Annotated in this window: 13 protein-coding genes; 6 read left to right on the top strand and 7 right to left on the bottom strand. The window is 41.4% G+C overall.

The features are described 5' to 3' along the window. The first annotated feature begins 342 nt into the window (after nucleotides 1-342). Genes FTV13_RS00735 through FTV13_RS00720 form a run of 4 tightly spaced genes read left to right on the top strand, consistent with a single transcriptional unit; the run spans nucleotide 343 to nucleotide 5,146 of the window. Nucleotides 343-1,824 carry a TolC family protein gene (locus FTV13_RS00735; protein WP_180010668.1) on the top strand — a complete coding sequence of 494 codons (1,482 nt, stop codon included), beginning with the start codon at nucleotides 343-345 and terminating at the stop codon, nucleotides 1,822-1,824. 11 nt (nucleotides 1,825-1,835) lie between these two features. Further along, complete coding sequence (locus tag FTV13_RS00730; protein WP_179992663.1) at nucleotides 1,836-2,915, top strand: HlyD family secretion protein; 1,080 nt, start codon at nucleotides 1,836-1,838, stop codon at nucleotides 2,913-2,915. Further along, nucleotides 2,916-4,058: an ABC transporter permease gene (locus FTV13_RS00725; protein ID WP_125278445.1), complete on the top strand. Its 1,143-nt coding sequence runs from the start codon at nucleotides 2,916-2,918 to the stop codon at nucleotides 4,056-4,058. Next, a complete protein-coding gene (locus tag FTV13_RS00720) occupies nucleotides 4,055-5,146 on the top strand; it encodes an ABC transporter permease (RefSeq protein ID WP_180010666.1) in 1,092 nt (363 codons plus the stop codon). The genes FTV13_RS00725 and FTV13_RS00720 overlap by 4 nt, the downstream gene beginning before the upstream one ends. Before the next feature lie 33 nt (nucleotides 5,147-5,179). Here FTV13_RS00720 and FTV13_RS00715 read toward each other — a convergent pair whose 3' ends face one another. The 7 genes from FTV13_RS00715 to FTV13_RS00685 all read right to left on the bottom strand — a co-directional run bounded on the left by FTV13_RS00715 (nucleotide 5,180) and on the right by FTV13_RS00685 (nucleotide 13,218). Then, a complete protein-coding gene (locus tag FTV13_RS00715) occupies nucleotides 5,180-5,599 on the bottom strand; it encodes a DUF3887 domain-containing protein (protein ID WP_125278447.1) in 420 nt (139 codons plus the stop codon). A 69-nt stretch (nucleotides 5,600-5,668) separates the two neighbouring features. Continuing rightward, a complete protein-coding gene (gyrA, locus tag FTV13_RS00710; protein ID WP_179992661.1) occupies nucleotides 5,669-8,641 on the bottom strand; it encodes a DNA gyrase subunit A in 2,973 nt (990 codons plus the stop codon). 294 nt (nucleotides 8,642-8,935) lie between these two features. Continuing rightward, nucleotides 8,936-9,553 (bottom strand): hypothetical protein, encoded by a 618-nt coding sequence (locus FTV13_RS00705; protein WP_180010664.1) that lies wholly within the window; start codon nucleotides 9,551-9,553, stop codon nucleotides 8,936-8,938. Between the two features lie 308 nt (nucleotides 9,554-9,861). Next, a complete protein-coding gene (locus FTV13_RS00700) occupies nucleotides 9,862-10,053 on the bottom strand; it encodes a hypothetical protein (protein WP_180010661.1) in 192 nt (63 codons plus the stop codon). A gap of 342 nt (nucleotides 10,054-10,395) precedes the next feature. Continuing rightward, nucleotides 10,396-11,328: an electron transfer flavoprotein subunit alpha/FixB family protein gene (locus FTV13_RS00695; protein WP_125278450.1), complete on the bottom strand. Its 933-nt coding sequence runs from the start codon at nucleotides 11,326-11,328 to the stop codon at nucleotides 10,396-10,398. Between the two features lie 18 nt (nucleotides 11,329-11,346). Then, complete coding sequence (locus FTV13_RS00690; protein WP_159124425.1) at nucleotides 11,347-12,099, bottom strand: electron transfer flavoprotein subunit beta/FixA family protein; 753 nt, start codon at nucleotides 12,097-12,099, stop codon at nucleotides 11,347-11,349. Nucleotides 12,100-12,612: 513 nt separating this feature from the next. Continuing rightward, complete coding sequence (locus tag FTV13_RS00685; protein WP_180010659.1) at nucleotides 12,613-13,218, bottom strand: LysE family translocator; 606 nt, start codon at nucleotides 13,216-13,218, stop codon at nucleotides 12,613-12,615. 112 nt (nucleotides 13,219-13,330) lie between these two features. On the opposite strand from FTV13_RS00685, the gene FTV13_RS00680 reads away from it, so the two are divergent. Continuing rightward, entirely contained in the window at nucleotides 13,331-13,825 is a 495-nt protein-coding gene (locus tag FTV13_RS00680) for an Lrp/AsnC family transcriptional regulator (protein ID WP_180010657.1), read from the top strand. Nucleotides 13,826-13,879: 54 nt separating this feature from the next. Continuing rightward, nucleotides 13,880-15,102 (top strand): IS3 family transposase gene (locus FTV13_RS00675; protein ID WP_159124595.1). Its coding sequence is split into 2 segments (ribosomal slippage): nucleotides 13,880-14,216 and nucleotides 14,216-15,102, totalling 1,224 coding nucleotides; the frame shifts between segments, so codons are not numbered across the junction. The last annotated feature ends 12 nt before the right edge of the window (nucleotides 15,103-15,114 follow it).

Here is a 15,114-nt window from a genome sequence, read left to right as displayed (position 1 = left end):
ATAGAGTCAAAAAACCAATCTAGATTCGAGGGATAATTTGAATATCTTTGATTTTTTTGTTCTAACTCGGTGATTTCATTTATGAGAAATTGTACAGCTAAAAATATTCAATCTCATCCAATGCTTAGAAGATGTTGAATCGGCCGCTAATATAAAATAATTGAAAAATGAATTTAAACTCGGCTCAAGTTTTAGAGTGACATAGAACTATCAGCTTGAAACTTGAGAAGTGAATTGTTTCAAATTACAACAATACTACAACTTAACCCATTCCTGCACTGCAAGCACTTGATTTATAATGCAGCTTAGACTGAATTAATGTGACTTTTACATTACCACTTTATGAATATGAAGAAAAATAAACAATGTGTCTGCTGGGGTCTGACTGTGCTTGCATCTATGATGTATGGCAGTTTTGCTTATGCACAAAGCATCAGCTTTAAGGATGCAGAACAACAATTGTTGCAACGTTCCTATAGTAGCCAGGCTTTTCAAAGTCTGGAGCAAGCGTCAAAACTTGAAGCAGAAGCTGTCAAAGGTATTGGCCTACCTCGTGTTGACCTGAATGTTCGTGCCTATGCCTTTCATAGTGAAGTCGATATTCCATTAAAGCAGTTTAAAAATAATCTGGAAAATTCACTCTCTCAAGGCGTGAATGGCCGGCTTAATGAGTGGGAAGCCAGTAATGGTGTGGATCTACCTGCAGGTATTACTGATCCACTGCGTGAAGGACTTAACAATACTATTCATAGCGGAGTTGGTCTGATTCCGGATACGTCTAATGTCGTCCTTGAAGATCAGGTGATTCGTCCCACTGTTTCCGTGATGATGCCACTATATACCGGAGGCCTCACCCGTAGCGCCAAAGAAATTGCCAATATTCAGTCAGGACGTAGCGAACTTAGCAATCAGCAGCAACAGGACACGCAGCGTTTTGAACTGATTCAGTCTTACTTTAATGTTCAACTACAAAAACAGTTACTGGATGCAGCACTTTTTAATTCAAATGCCATGCAACAACATTATCGTAATGCTCTGAAGCTGGAACAGCAGGGTTTTATCAGTAAAGGTCAACGCATGCAGTTCGAAGTGGCACGCAACAATGCTGAACGCGCACAACAAAATGCCCAAGCCAATCTGAATGCTGCCCTATTTCAGCTAAATAATCTGTTGCTGGATAGCAATATCACCGAGCTAAGCACACCTTTATTTGTGAATCGTGCTGAACCCCAAAATGTGAATATTCTGCTCAGCAGTTTTAGTCAGAACTCTCCTCTGATCAAAAAAATGCAGATGGATACCGAGCTGGCCAAAGCCAATGTCAAAGCCCAGCAGGCCGCTAAAAAGCCAAATGTTTTTGCGTTTGGTGAATATAGCCTGGATCAACATCAAAACTGGATTGTGGGTGTAGCTGCACGCTATAACCTGTTCTCAGGCATTGATAAAAATAAAAATATTCAGGCTGCTGAGCTGAAACGCTATGCCGCTGAACTCATGACGGCGCGTACCCAACAGGAGATTGAAAACCTGATTTATAAATCATTTAGTGAAGCAGTCAGCGCCCAGCAAAGTGATGCTCTACTTCAGCAGAATCTGAAAGCAGCTCAGGAAAATCTGCGTATTCAGGAGTTATCCTTTAAGGAAGATGTCGGGACAGCCACTCAGGTCATCGATGCCCAAAACATGCTCAGCAGTTTAAAGGCAGAAATGGCATTAAACGCTTATAAATATGTAATATCTCTCGCGACCTTATTACAGAGTCATGGCTCAATTGTTGAATTTCCAAATTACATGCAACATGCCAATACCCACTATATTCGTTAATGGAGCCAGACATGACAGATGAGCAAAAGCCAGAACATCCTGTTGATGAAACGGCTTCAGAAATCAATTACAGTGAATCAGAGCCAGATAATCCTGAAAGCACAGAAAAAAAATCGCGCAAAAAATATCTGCTTTTAGCTTTAATTCCAGTGATTCTTGCTTTGATTGGGTTTGGCCTATGGAAAACCTATCAACCCAAAGAAATCGAGCTACAAGGCCGGGTTGAGGCAGAAACCGTTCAAGTGGCCACCAAAGTTCCAAGCCGGATTGAAAAGATTTATGTACAGGAAGGCGATAACGTCAAGAAAGGCCAGGCGCTGGTAAAATTGCATAGTCCTGAAATTGAGGCGAAAAAGCAGCAGGCCTTAGCTACTTTACAGTCTGCATTAGCACTTCAGTCCACCGCAGAACGTGGTTCTCAGGAAGAAAATATCGCTTCTCTGTATGCCAACTGGCAGTCACTAAAAGCACAGGAGCAACTCGCTAAAACTTCCTATCAACGTGGAGCTAACCTGTTTAAGGAGGGTGTCATTTCCCGCCAGCGCCGAGATGAACTGTTTGCAGCTTCACAATCTGCATCCCAAATGACCGAAGCTGCTTATCAGCAATATGCCCGGGCTAAACGCGGCAGTACACCAGAACAGAAAAGTTCTGCAGATGCTCAGGTCGATATAGCCCGTGCAGCAGTCGCCGAAGCCAATGCACTAGAAGCAGAAACTGAATTATTGGCACCGATTGATGGTACCGTCTCCAAAACCTATGGAAATGCCACTGAGCTGGTGGCAACCGCAGTGCCAGTGGTCAGCCTGATCTCGGCAGAACGCTGGATTAGCCTGAATATTCGTGAAGACCAATATGCCGCTTTAGGTAAACAGCAACAGCTTGAAGGGTTTATTCCGGCACTGAATCAATCAGCTACTTTTAAAGTAAAAAATATTAGTGCTGAAGGTGAATTTGCCACCATTAAAACCACGCGCCAAACCGGTGGTTATGATGTCCGCAGTTTTAAAGTTCATCTTGTGCCAGTCACTGAAATGCCTGAGTTAAAAGTCGGCATGAGCGTGCTGTTTAAATTGAAAGAGCCAAAATAAATGGCTTCTGGATTCTGGGCGGGTATTCAGCGTGAAATACGCTATTTATGCAGAGAGAAATGTGATCTGACTCTGGTTCTGCTCGCCCCAGCCTGTATTCTGATTTTACTTGGCAGCATGTTTGCCAAAGGCAAACCGGATCATCTACCAGTCGCCATTATTGATCAGGATCAAAGTAGCCTGAGCAGCAAGATTTATGATCATTTATCTTTGAATCATACCCTACAAGTGCATACCATTTCTGATCAAACGGTCGAAATCGAAAAGCTATTAAACGAAAATAAAATCTGGGGCTATATTCATATTCCTGCCGGAGCCGAGCAACGACTGGTCAAAGCTCAGGATGCTGAAATTAGTATTGCTTTTAATCAGAGTTATTTTAGTATCGGGAATACCATTTCTTCGGCTATGCTACTTAGCACCTTGCAGGCTCTGGCTGAATTTACCGGCAAGCAGTATCTGGGCAACACGCTCCCCTATCTGGAAGCACCTACACCGAATATTAAAATTTCCCCACTGTATAATCCGCAGCTGAATTATGAATTTTATCTGGAACCTTACATGGTGCCGGCAATTTTGCACTTGCTGTTATGTTGCTGTGTGGCTTTTGCTGTGGGTCAGGAAATTAAACGACATACTGTTAGTCATTGGATTGCCCAACAAAACTTGTGGTCGGCACTGCTGTCTAAAAATCTGGTTTATGTAGCAATATTTTGTTGCTGGACCTGGGCTTGGATGTTTTGGCTGGTCGAAATTCGCGGCTGGTTTATTGCCGGGTCATTATGGCCAATTCTTCTGGCGCAAATACTGTTCTATAGTGCCTATGCCTTTATCAGTAGTGCGGTGGTTCTGGCCACTCAAGACCTGACCAAATCTTTTGGTCTACTAGCAGTTTATGGTGGTTCATCGCTCAGTTTTGCTGGGGTGACTTTGCCCCTTAATAATGCCCCACTATTCACCCAGTTCTGGGCCAATATTATTCCCTATACACCCTATGCCAAATTACAGACGGAGCAATGGGTGATTGGCAGTCCGCTCTCTCTTTCACTGCAACCGATGTTCGTGCTCGTCATTTATGTCGTGCTTTATGCTGTGCTGGCCTATGTCTTTCTCAAAAAAACAGCCAAAGGAGTGTCACCATGAAATCACTCTGGAAAGCTTATTGCCAAACTTTTAAAGACATTATTAGCAATACCAGTATTTTTACCACGCTGATTTTATCGGTTCTGTTTTACAGTTTTTTTTATCCGACCGCATATAAGGCAGAACAGGCAGAAGCCTTGCCGATTATTATTGTCGATGAAGAGCAAAGTGCTTTAACCAATACTATTATCAGTCATGTCAGCCAAAGCCCGAATATAGAGATTAAGGCGGTGACTGGAAATTTTGCTGAAGCTAAATATTGGGTGGAAACTCAAAAAGCTGACGGGATTTTATTATTACCAGATAATCTTTCTCAATCTATCCTGCATGGTGAAAATGGCGGGATTGGACTGTACTTAAGTGCTGCTAACTTTTTAATTACCAAACAGATTGGTTTAGGCTTGGTCTCTTCAGTAGAAAATACCTTAAGTGAATATGCTGAACGCTTTAGCGAGATTTCACACTTCTCTCCTGCCCTATCCATTCACCAGATTCCATTATTTAATACGCTTTCTGGCTATGGCAGCTATGTGTTTCCGGCTGTTGCGCCATTGATTATTCATCAGACTATTTTTCTAGGCCTGAGTATGTTAATTGCGTTGTATCGAGAAAGTAGACAGGTGATTAATCTGACCACCTTAAGTGGCATCAGTTTGGCGATTCTGACCATTGGCTGTCTGGGCTGTTATTACCTGTTTGGTTTTACTTTCTGGTATTTTGATTATCCCCGTGGTGGAAATTTCTGGGGCATGCTGCTTGCTGTACCTGTCTTTGTATTCTGCATGATCGGTATCACAGTGCTGTTCGCCAGTTTTCTGGACATGCCACAACGCGCCGGCCATATCATTGTTTTTACTTCGATTCCGCTCTTTATGCTTTCAGGAGTCGCCTGGCCGCATGCTGCCATGCCAGTCTGGGTCCAACTTATTGGGCAAGCCTTACCTTCGACCCAAATCGTGCAGATGTTTATTCAACTCAATCAGATGGGTGTGCCCACTTATATGATTCTAGGAAAGCTTGCTTATCTATTGGTGATCGGCATCATCTGTATGGTCTTAGGCTATTATCGGCTACGCCCACGTTCTTAAATCTGGATTTACTCAGGCTATTCGCATTGAAAATTATTCACCAAATACCTGAATATTAAAGTTGCGGATTTTAGTACTGCCATTCGGCTGGTCAAAACTCACATCATACTGAACCAGATTTTTTGGATAGACAATTTCATAGCTGACCTTGTATTCACTCGGTTTACCGTTATTTTCCTCGAAGTTCTTTCTCATGATAGTCTTGGACTTATATTCACCTTGCGGAATTGAACGTGAAAAACGCTTCATGATTTTTTCATTATTTTGAAACTCTGCCTGTAACTTCGGTTCAAGCTGAGCTAAAAACTCGTCATATTTTCCATCACGCAGATCTTCATAAGCTACTTGCGCAGCCTTTTCCTGTTCAGGGCTTGGATCAGGCATACTATCCATTGCATTATTACAGCCACTAAGTGCAATAGCTGCGGTCAAAAGCATCAATCTGGTTTTCATTATCTATCTCTCATTTAGCCGATGTGTAAAAAAGGACGCCGAAGCGCCCTTTTTCATCAGTAGCAGAACTTATTCCTCTACTGTATTGTCATCATCTTTTTCAGCTTCTTGTGTATCAGTTACATCATCAGCTGCAGATTCAGTATTTTCAATATCTTCCAATATTTCCAACTCATCTTCAACTGCTTCAATCGCTTCTACACCCACCAGTTTTTCGTCTTCAGCCAGACGGATCAGACGAACACCTTGTGCATTACGACCAGTCTGTGCCACTTCAGAAGCACGGGTACGAACCAGTGTACCGCCATCAGAAATCAGCATCAGTTCTTTAGATGCGTCAATCGCAACTGCACCGACCAGCTCACCGTTACGTTCTGAGGTCTTGATTGCAATCACACCCTTACCGCCACGTTTCTTGGTTGGGAAGTCATCTACCGGGGTACGTTTACCATAACCATTTGCAGAAGCACACAGCACTTCACCGGTTTCAGGTACAACCACTAGAGATACGATACGACTAATGAAGTTAGCTTCAGTTGTATCTTCATCATCAGATTCAACATCTGCATCTTCTGCATCTTCAACCTGAGAAGCACCGATGGTCACGCGCATACCGCGTACACCTTTGGCTGAACGACCCATTGAACGTACGTCAGTCTCTGCGAAACGAATTGCTTTACCTTCGTTCGAGAACAACATAATTTGTTGTTCACCGTCAGTAATCGCAACACCAATTAAGGTGTCATCGCCATTCAGTTCAATCGCACGTAAACCGTTTGAACGAACATTTGAGAACTGTTCCAGTTCTACACGTTTAATCGTACCGTACTCAGTCGCCATAAACACATAGAAGTTCTTACGAACAGCTTCGGCTTGCTGTGCAAAGTCATTGATGATGTCAGCATCAAGATCAGTGGTTGAAAGTGCTAAACCAAGCTCTTTCAATTGAACACGCAGTGCATCAGAAATATCATCTGCACCATCTTCAGATTCAGCAAGAGCAGCTTCTAGTGCCGCAAAGTGACTATTGATCACTTCATTGGTTTGCAGCTGGGCAGCATTGGTCTTCACAAATGCCTTGAAGTCAGCCAGACGTTCTTTGAATTTCTTCGGTGCATCAATCACTGGCAAGATAGCAGTAATGGTTTCGTTGTCATCCAGCGGCAACAAGTTCACCATTGGGCGACCTTTGGCACCACGCGAAGCTTGTGGCACCTCATAAACTTTCAGGCGATAAACCTTACCGACATTGGTGAAGCAAAGTACCGTAGCATGGTTCGATGTTACAACCATGTGCTGGATGTAATCGTCTTCTTTCATGCTGGTTGCAGACTTACCACGACCGCCACGACGTTGCGCAGCATAGTCAGATAATGGTTGAGTTTTCGCATAACCAGTTTTTGAAACCGTAAGAACCATTTGTTCTTCAGGAATCAGGTCTTCACGAGAGAAGTCGATACGAGACTCAACGATATCTGTTTTACGCGCATCGCCATATTGCTGAAGAATCAATGCCAGCTCTTCTTTAATCACGTTCATCAATAAGTTGAAGTCATTTAAGATGGCTGTGTATTCAGCAATTTGACCTAAGATTTCAGAATATTCAGCTTGAAGTTTATCCTGCTCAAGACCAGTTAAGCGATGGAGACGTAGTTCCATGATCGCGTTAACTTGAGTCGGAGATAAACGATACACATCGCCATCAATACCAAACGGGCGGTTTGGATCTTCGCCTTCAATTTCATCAGGACGTACAGAAACAGCACCCGCTTTTTCGAGCAAGGCTGCTACACCGCCTGCTGCCCACTCACCTGCTTGCAAACGCTCACGCGCTTCAGCCGGGTTGGCAGAAGTTTTGATGGTTTCGATGATGGCATCAATATTTGCCAGAGCAACGGTTAAACCTTCTAAAATATGACCACGTTCACGTGCTTTGCGCAGTTCGTACATAGTACGACGTGTCACGACTTCTTGACGGTGACGAATAAACGCAGCGATGATGTCTTTCAGATTCATCAATTTCGGCTGGCCATTGTCCAAGCAAACCATGTTAATGCTGAAAGAATTTTCTAACTGTGTATTCTGGAACAGGTTATTGACGATGACTTCAGCATTTTCACCACGCTTCAGGTCAATCGCAATACGCATCCCTTCCTTGTCCGATTCATCACGAAGTTCAGAAATACCTTCAAGTTTTTTCTCTTTGACCAGCTCGGCGATACGTTCAATCGTTTTCGCTTTGTTGACCTGATAAGGAATTTCAGTGAAGACAATCGTAGTACGGCCAGATTTAGCATCTTCTTCAAAGTGATATTTACCACGAATATGCAAACGGCCTTTACCGGTACGATAGGCATCCACGATGCCTGATTTACCGTAAATAATGCCACCTGTCGGGAAATCTGGACCGGAAATATATTCCATCAGACCTTCGATGCTGATATTTGGATTATCTGCATAAGCCAGACACGCATTCACCACTTCAGTCATGTTGTGTGGCGCCATATTGGTCGCCATACCGACTGCAATACCAGCCGCACCATTCACCAACAGGTTCGGAATACGAGTTGGCATGACTTGCGGAATACGCTCAGAACCGTCGTAGTTATCTTCCCAGTCAACTGTATCTTTTTCCAGATCAGCCAGTAATTCATGGGTCAGCTTACGCATACGAACTTCGGTATAACGCATTGCCGCAGCGCTATCGCCATCGATCGAACCAAAGTTCCCTTGACCATCAACCAGTTGGTAGCGCAGACTAAAGTCCTGAGCCATACGGACAATGGTTTCATAAACAGCAAAATCACCATGTGGGTGATATTTACCGATGACATCACCTACAACACGGGCAGACTTCTTGTAAGCTTTGTTGTAGTCATTGCCCAATTCGTGCATTGCGAATAGCACACGACGATGAACAGGTTTTAGACCATCTCGTACATCCGGCAAGGCACGTGAAACAATCACGCTCATTGCATAGTCTAAATACGAGTGCTTGAGTTCATCCTCAATGGCAATCGGTCTAATTTCCGATACGCTCATGCATACTCCTTATTCTACAAGCCAGATTTGGCTTGCATTTATATGTCGTAAAACTTGCAAAATAATTAACTCAAACGACAGAGTTAAAAACTAAAATACAGCCCTAAATTATAGCATAAACACTTGTATTTTTGTGTCGAAATATTGAGCTTAACCTTGTTAATTATCTTCATTTTAGTGATCATTTTCCTGTTATTTTTAACGACGAAAAAATTATAAAATCAACAGGCGTAAAAAAAGATGCTGCAAAAATTTGAGCATCTTTTTTGGGCTTAGAATTGGCTAAAAGTGATCTTAATTAGATACTTTTCTGTAATTCAATACTGCCACAATCAGCAAGATCGGCAGCAGCATCTCTACCCCTTCTTCAATAGTCATAATCATGACTTGTGTTTGGGGCAGCAGTTTTATACTAAACTCTTCACTAAGTGTTGATGTTGTACGGTCTAGTACTTTACTAATCCCACCACAGGCAATCGTCAAAAAGACAAAAAAGTATGCTGTGTTCCAGGTGTTTTTAGCCGTACGTACAGTAGTGATTAACTTTTTCAACAGTACAATGAAAACAAAAGCGATGCCTGACAACAAGATAAATCCAAGCACTTTATCCATCATGGGAATTTCAGCACTGCGATAGAAATTGGTTTTAATGAAACTGACTTCAAACACACGCTTATGAAAATCCATTTCCCGCATCCCCAGCAGAATTGCAGCTACTGCCATAAAAATTCGGGTATTTAGCTTGATTTCAATATTGAGCAGACACAAAAGCGCAAGCAGATACCACAACCACGGACTAAGCACCTCAAAAGCGCCTGATTCACTAAATAAGTACCGCGTCACTTCAAGTGGTGCATTCCAGGCAGTGTGAATACAGATACTTAGATAGAGAGCAATAAGCAGAAAGCTCATTGACAGAGACGGCTAGTTTTGGAAAAGAACATGATTCAAAGCAGGAGGAAAAGCAAAGTCGAATTTTATCACTTTTCACCCAAATGAAATAGTCATGATCTGACTGCAAAGTATTTTCCAGCCAGAAAACTGATTTTGTATTTTTTCTAAGCAGCATTAAAAATACTTATTCAATAACTCAACCCGTCATCAGCGATTCAGTGAATGGATGCTTACTTATCTTTGTTGATGAATCAATCCTAAGGTATATCTATATATGATCATAAAAAAACTCAGGTTTTCATAGATAAATTTTAACCCCAACTGCTCTAATACTTATGATACGGCAGCACCAATCTAATTAAAAACGTTAAAATCAGCGCAATGACGCCAATGACTAATCCAATAGTAATTATAAATAAGATATATATCACCAGCCCAATGGGATCAGCTGAAGGTCCCTCAAATAGCCAACCTGCCCTGCGATTGAGTATTTCAGTATCAGCGAATGCTGCCAACATAAATAGCATCCCGACATAAGCAAAACAGCCACATATTAAAAAGAAAACGACTAAACCAAAAGATAGACTTGACTGGATGCAATAGACCAAGCCCCCCCAAACTTAGGAGAAAGATGATCAAACCAATAATCAGAATAAAAATACGCTGAAATAAAGGATCATTAAAAATCATATTTTTTTCAGGTTGCTGCTGTAAGGCTGATATTTATTCTTATTTAATTTTTTATCATTTTAATTTGTCCCATATACCTATGAAAATAAATTATATTTTAGAAAAAATAGACAATAAAAAACGCCTCTTAGTACAAAGACAAGAGGCGTTTTTCGAACCTGATTCAGAAATTAGATTTTAGAAACCAATTCAGGAATTACAGTGTTCAGGTCACCTACTAACCAGTAGTCTGCTACTGCATTAATTGGAGCTTCTTCATCTTTGTTGATCGCAACGATCACTTTAGATTCTTTCATACCTGCCAAGTGCTGGATCGCACCAGAGATACCTACAGCGATGTACAGGTCAGGTGCAACGATCTTACCAGTTTGACCAACCTGCATATCGTTAGGAACGAAACCAGCATCAACTGCAGCACGTGAAGCACCTTGAGCAGCGCCAAGTTTATCAGCTAGTGGATCAAGGATTTTGTGGTAGTTCTCACCAGAACCAACACCACGACCACCAGAAACGACGATACGAGCAGCTGTCAATTCAGGACGTTCAGATTTAACGATTTCTTCGTTAATGAACTTAGAAATACCAGCATCACCAGTAGAAGCAGCAGCTTCAACCGCAGCAGAACCACCTTCAGCAGCAACTGCATCAAATGCAGTACCACGAACAGTTGCAACGATTACTGATTCAGAAGATTCAACAGTTGCAATCGCGTTACCTGCATAGATCGGACGCTTGAATGTATTTGCAGAATCAACAGCGATGATGTCTGTGATCATGCTGACATCAAGAAGTGCAGCAGCGCGTGGCAGAATGTTTTTGCCAGTTGTAGTAGAAGCAGCAAGGATATGACTATAGCCTTTACCTAATTCTGCAACCAGTTTTGCTACGTTTTCAGCCAGTTGGTTTGCATAAGCAGCGTCATCAGCAAGTAAAACTTTGCTTACACCCGCAACTTTAGCTGCCTGATCAGCAACTGCTTGAGCGCCAGAACCAGCAACCAATACAGTGATATCACCACCGATTTTTTGCGCCGCAGCAACAACGTTTAAAGTAGCAGCGTTAAGTGCTTTGTTGTCGTGCTCAGCGATTACTAAAATACTCATGATTTTTATCCTTCTGTATTAGATCACTTTCGCTTCGTTTTTCAATTTTTCTACAAGTTCGTCTACAGACTTCACTTGTACGCCAGCTTTACGCTCTGCAGGAGATTCAACTTTGACTGTTTTCAGTTTAGTTGTAGTAGTTACACCGAAATCTGCAGGTGACTTGGTATCAAGCGGTTTTTTACGCGCTTTCATAATGTTTGGAAGAGCTGCATAACGTGGCTCGTTCAAACGCAAGTCAGTAGTTACGATCGCTGGAAGTGATAATTCAACAGTTTGTAGACCACCGTCGATTTCACGAGTCACTTGTACTTTGTCGCCTTCAACTTTAACTTCTGAAGCGAATGTACCTTGACCTGCACCTAGAAGTGCACCAAGCATCTGACCAACCTGGTTAGAGTCGTCATCAATTGCTTGTTTACCAAGAAGGATCAATTGTGGTTGTTCAGCTTCAACAACGCCTTTTAGAATTTTAGCAACTTCTAGCGCACCTAGTTGGCTGTCATCAGCTTCAACCAGAATACCGCGGTCAGCACCAAGCGCCATTGCAGAACGGATTTGTTCTTGAGCTTCTTTAGGACCAATAGAAACAACAACGATTTCTGAAACAGTTCCTTTTTCTTTTAAACGAACCGCTTCTTCCACCGCGATTTCACAGAATGGGTTAATTGACATTTTAACGTTTGTTAAGTCAACACCACTGTTGTCCGGCTTAACGCGAACCTTAACGTTGGCATCAACCACACGTTTTACAGCAACAAGAGCCTTCATGTAATCCTCGGCTGTTTTAGCAAATGTAAATGTTGAGAAAAGTTATAATAACTCTTCACTTAAATTTTTTTAGGTGCCCTATCTTGCAATGTGCACGGCATTTCGGTCAAGTCACAATTCAGCAAAGAGCTGTAAAAATGCGTAATTTTCCTTGAACGATGCGTTCACAATTAATCCGTATCGATTTATTACAATGAATTTTATCAATATTTAATAAAATTTAACCTTTGATTTTTATTATTTTTTTATTTGATGAAACACATCAGAACTTTTGATTTTTGCTTATTAAATGCACAAATCCGTCCTTAGATTTGTGGAAAATGACTTATATTTAAAAATGACCGCTTTGGTCAGTTTGGACATAATAGAGAATTGTTCATCATTTATTCTGCATATCTGCTCAATTTACTCCGCTTTATTTTGTTGGCAGGTCTAAAAATCGGGTTGTCATCAATCTATAAATATAAAAAAAGCATACTGGGAGCAGTATGCTTTTTTAAAATACGCAATTGCTTAATTAATAATTAACCAGCTTGCAGCAAGGGCAAGTAAACCGCCTGAGGTGCCATCAACCCATTTCTGTTTACGCTCATCAATTTGTGTATTGCGGGTAATTCTGCTGAACAGAATGCTGAGAGCACAATAAACAATGAAAATCATACCGATAAAAATAAAAGAGAGAATTAAGCCTTGGCTTACAGTATTTCCGCTTTTATCGATAAACTGCGGCAAGATCGCAAAATAGATCAGCATGCCTTTAGGATTGAGTAAGGCCGTAAAGAAGCCTTTTTTCACTGGATTAGCAGTGGTCTTTTTCTCAATTTTTATTGAGTTTTTACTAAATACTGATTTCAACAGGCTACAAGCCAGATAGAGCAAATAAGCAATACCCAACCAGCGAATCGCCTCAAACAATACCGGAAAAGACACGATAATCGCTGCGATTCCTATTGCTACCAAAATGGAATGTACCAGATAACCTGAACAAATCCCGATAGTTGCCATCATGCCTGCTTTTGCATCTTTACCCATCACTTGAGACAGGATAAACAGCATATCTGGTCCAGGTGTAAAAATCAGGGGAAGCACGGTTAGTGCAAAAAGTGCAAATACAGACATTTCCTTTTCCTTTAAATCTTCGGAAAGTGAAATTAGTATCTGCGAATTTTTACAAAATAGGCTTTCAATTTATTTTATAATAAGTATTATTTTTCGAATTATATTCTAATTTATGAAAACATCTTCCAAGTCTGTGCGAGTAAAACTTGATCGAATTGATAAAAATATCATTCATCACTTGCAAGCCAATGGTCGTATTCAGAACAACGATCTGGCACGTGAAATTGGACTATCCCCTTCTTCCTGTCTGCGTCGGGTGAAATTGCTTGAAGATGCGGGCGTGATCCAAAATTACACCACCATCGTGGATTCACAGAAAATCGGTTTTCAACTGATTCTGTTTTCACGGATCTGGCTGGTCGGTCAGGATGCAGAAACCATTGATACTTTTATTGAGGCGATGAAAGAGCTGCCTCAGGTGATGGAGTGCTATATCATTCTGGGTGAATGTGATGCGATGTTAAAAGTTGTGGTGCCTGATCTGGAAAGTTACCGTAAATTCCAGTCCACCCATCTAACCAAGAAAAATGGCATTACCAGTGTCAAAACTGATTTACCCAGCCAGATCATCAAGCAAAGTTTTCAGTTACCGCTGGATGACTTATAAAATATTTCAACTGTCCCGTCCTGAAATAAGTTTACACCTTAAGAGACTTATTTTATGGAACATGCACAAGAACAACGAGTTAAACGCACACAACGTGATTATAGCTTCGCCTTTAAAATGATGGTTGTACATGAAGTAGAAAAAGGGCAAATTACTTATAAACAAGCTCAGGCAAAATATGGTATTCAAGGAAGATCAACTGTGCTGGTATGGTTACGCAAGCACGGACAACAGGACTGGACTTCGAATATGCCGACTTCTTCTAAACGCCAATTAACCCCCCAACAACGAATCCGCCAATTAGAAAAGCAGTTAGCCGCAGAAAAGCTTAAAACTGAATTTATTCAGGATGTGATTTATCACATTGATAAAGAATGTGGGACTGATCTTGGAAAAAAGTATACCGAGCACGTTTCAAAGATTGGCAAAGCCAAAGAAGACTAAGCGTTTCAAGTTATTGTCAGTGGTTGGGAATCACCCGACAAGCTTATTATCAAGCAGAAAAACGTGCTCAAATGACTGCACAAGCAACTGAACAAATACTTGAGTTGGTTATGGAATATCGTTGTCTCATGCCAAGTATCGGAACACGTAAGCTGTATTGGCTTATTAAAGGCAAATTGTTGCAGCGTGGTTTAAAGTGTGGACGGGATCAGTTATTTAAAATATTGAAAGAGCATAATTTATTGATTCGCCCCAAGCGTCGCTATACAAAAACTACGGATAGCAAGCATTGGATGAAGAAGCATCCAAATTTATTAAAGGATTATTCAGCAGTGCAAGCCAACGAAGTCTTTGTTAGTGATATTACTTATGTTGAGAGTGCTGAAGGCGTACATTATTTATCCTTAGTGACAGATGCTTATACCCGTCAGATTAAAGGTTATAAGTTATCGAATGATATGCGTGCGGAGAATGTTGTGCAGGCTCTACATATGGCGATGCAGCATGTGACGGATCGAGCGACAAGGATGATTCATCATTCAGACAGAGGCTCTCAGTATTGCTCTGAACTATATCAATCGGCATTACGCCATTATGGGGTATGTCCTTCTATGACAGATGGAGGAGACTGTTACCAGAATGCATTAGCAGAGCGGATTAATGGAATATTAAAGCAGGAGTTTTTAATTACACGATGTCAAACCATGAAGGAGTTAGATCACTTAATTGCGGAATCTATTATGATTTATAATTGCTATAGACCACATTTAAGTTTAAATATGAACACCCCGAATCAGACGTATGAGCAAACTAAAACCGAGCTAATTGCTTAACTCGGTTTGAAG

The sequence above is a fragment of the Acinetobacter sp. YH12235 genome (assembly GCF_013417705.1).
GTDB lineage: Bacteria > Pseudomonadota > Gammaproteobacteria > Pseudomonadales > Moraxellaceae > Acinetobacter.
This window is presented reverse-complemented; position numbering and strand designations above follow the sequence as displayed.

Bases quoted from the DNA above. Each gene is read 5' to 3' on its own strand.
- FTV13_RS00735 (WP_180010668.1), top strand. From the start codon at position 343: ATGAATATGAAGAAAAATAAACAATGTGTCTGCTGGGGTCTGACTGTG.
- FTV13_RS00730 (WP_179992663.1), top strand. From the start codon at position 1,836: ATGACAGATGAGCAAAAGCCAGAACATCCTGTTGATGAAACGGCTTCA.
- FTV13_RS00725 (WP_125278445.1), top strand. From the start codon at position 2,916: ATGGCTTCTGGATTCTGGGCGGGTATTCAGCGTGAAATACGCTATTTA.
- FTV13_RS00720 (WP_180010666.1), top strand. From the start codon at position 4,055: ATGAAATCACTCTGGAAAGCTTATTGCCAAACTTTTAAAGACATTATT.
- FTV13_RS00715 (WP_125278447.1), bottom strand. From the start codon at position 5,599: ATGAAAACCAGATTGATGCTTTTGACCGCAGCTATTGCACTTAGTGGC.
- gyrA (WP_179992661.1), bottom strand. From the start codon at position 8,641: ATGAGCGTATCGGAAATTAGACCGATTGCCATTGAGGATGAACTCAAG.
- FTV13_RS00705 (WP_180010664.1), bottom strand. From the start codon at position 9,553: ATGAGCTTTCTGCTTATTGCTCTCTATCTAAGTATCTGTATTCACACT.
- FTV13_RS00700 (WP_180010661.1), bottom strand. From the start codon at position 10,053: ATGTTGGCAGCATTCGCTGATACTGAAATACTCAATCGCAGGGCAGGT.
- FTV13_RS00695 (WP_125278450.1), bottom strand. From the start codon at position 11,328: ATGAGTATTTTAGTAATCGCTGAGCACGACAACAAAGCACTTAACGCT.
- FTV13_RS00690 (WP_159124425.1), bottom strand. From the start codon at position 12,099: ATGAAGGCTCTTGTTGCTGTAAAACGTGTGGTTGATGCCAACGTTAAG.
- FTV13_RS00685 (WP_180010659.1), bottom strand. From the start codon at position 13,218: ATGTCTGTATTTGCACTTTTTGCACTAACCGTGCTTCCCCTGATTTTT.
- FTV13_RS00680 (WP_180010657.1), top strand. From the start codon at position 13,331: ATGAAAACATCTTCCAAGTCTGTGCGAGTAAAACTTGATCGAATTGAT.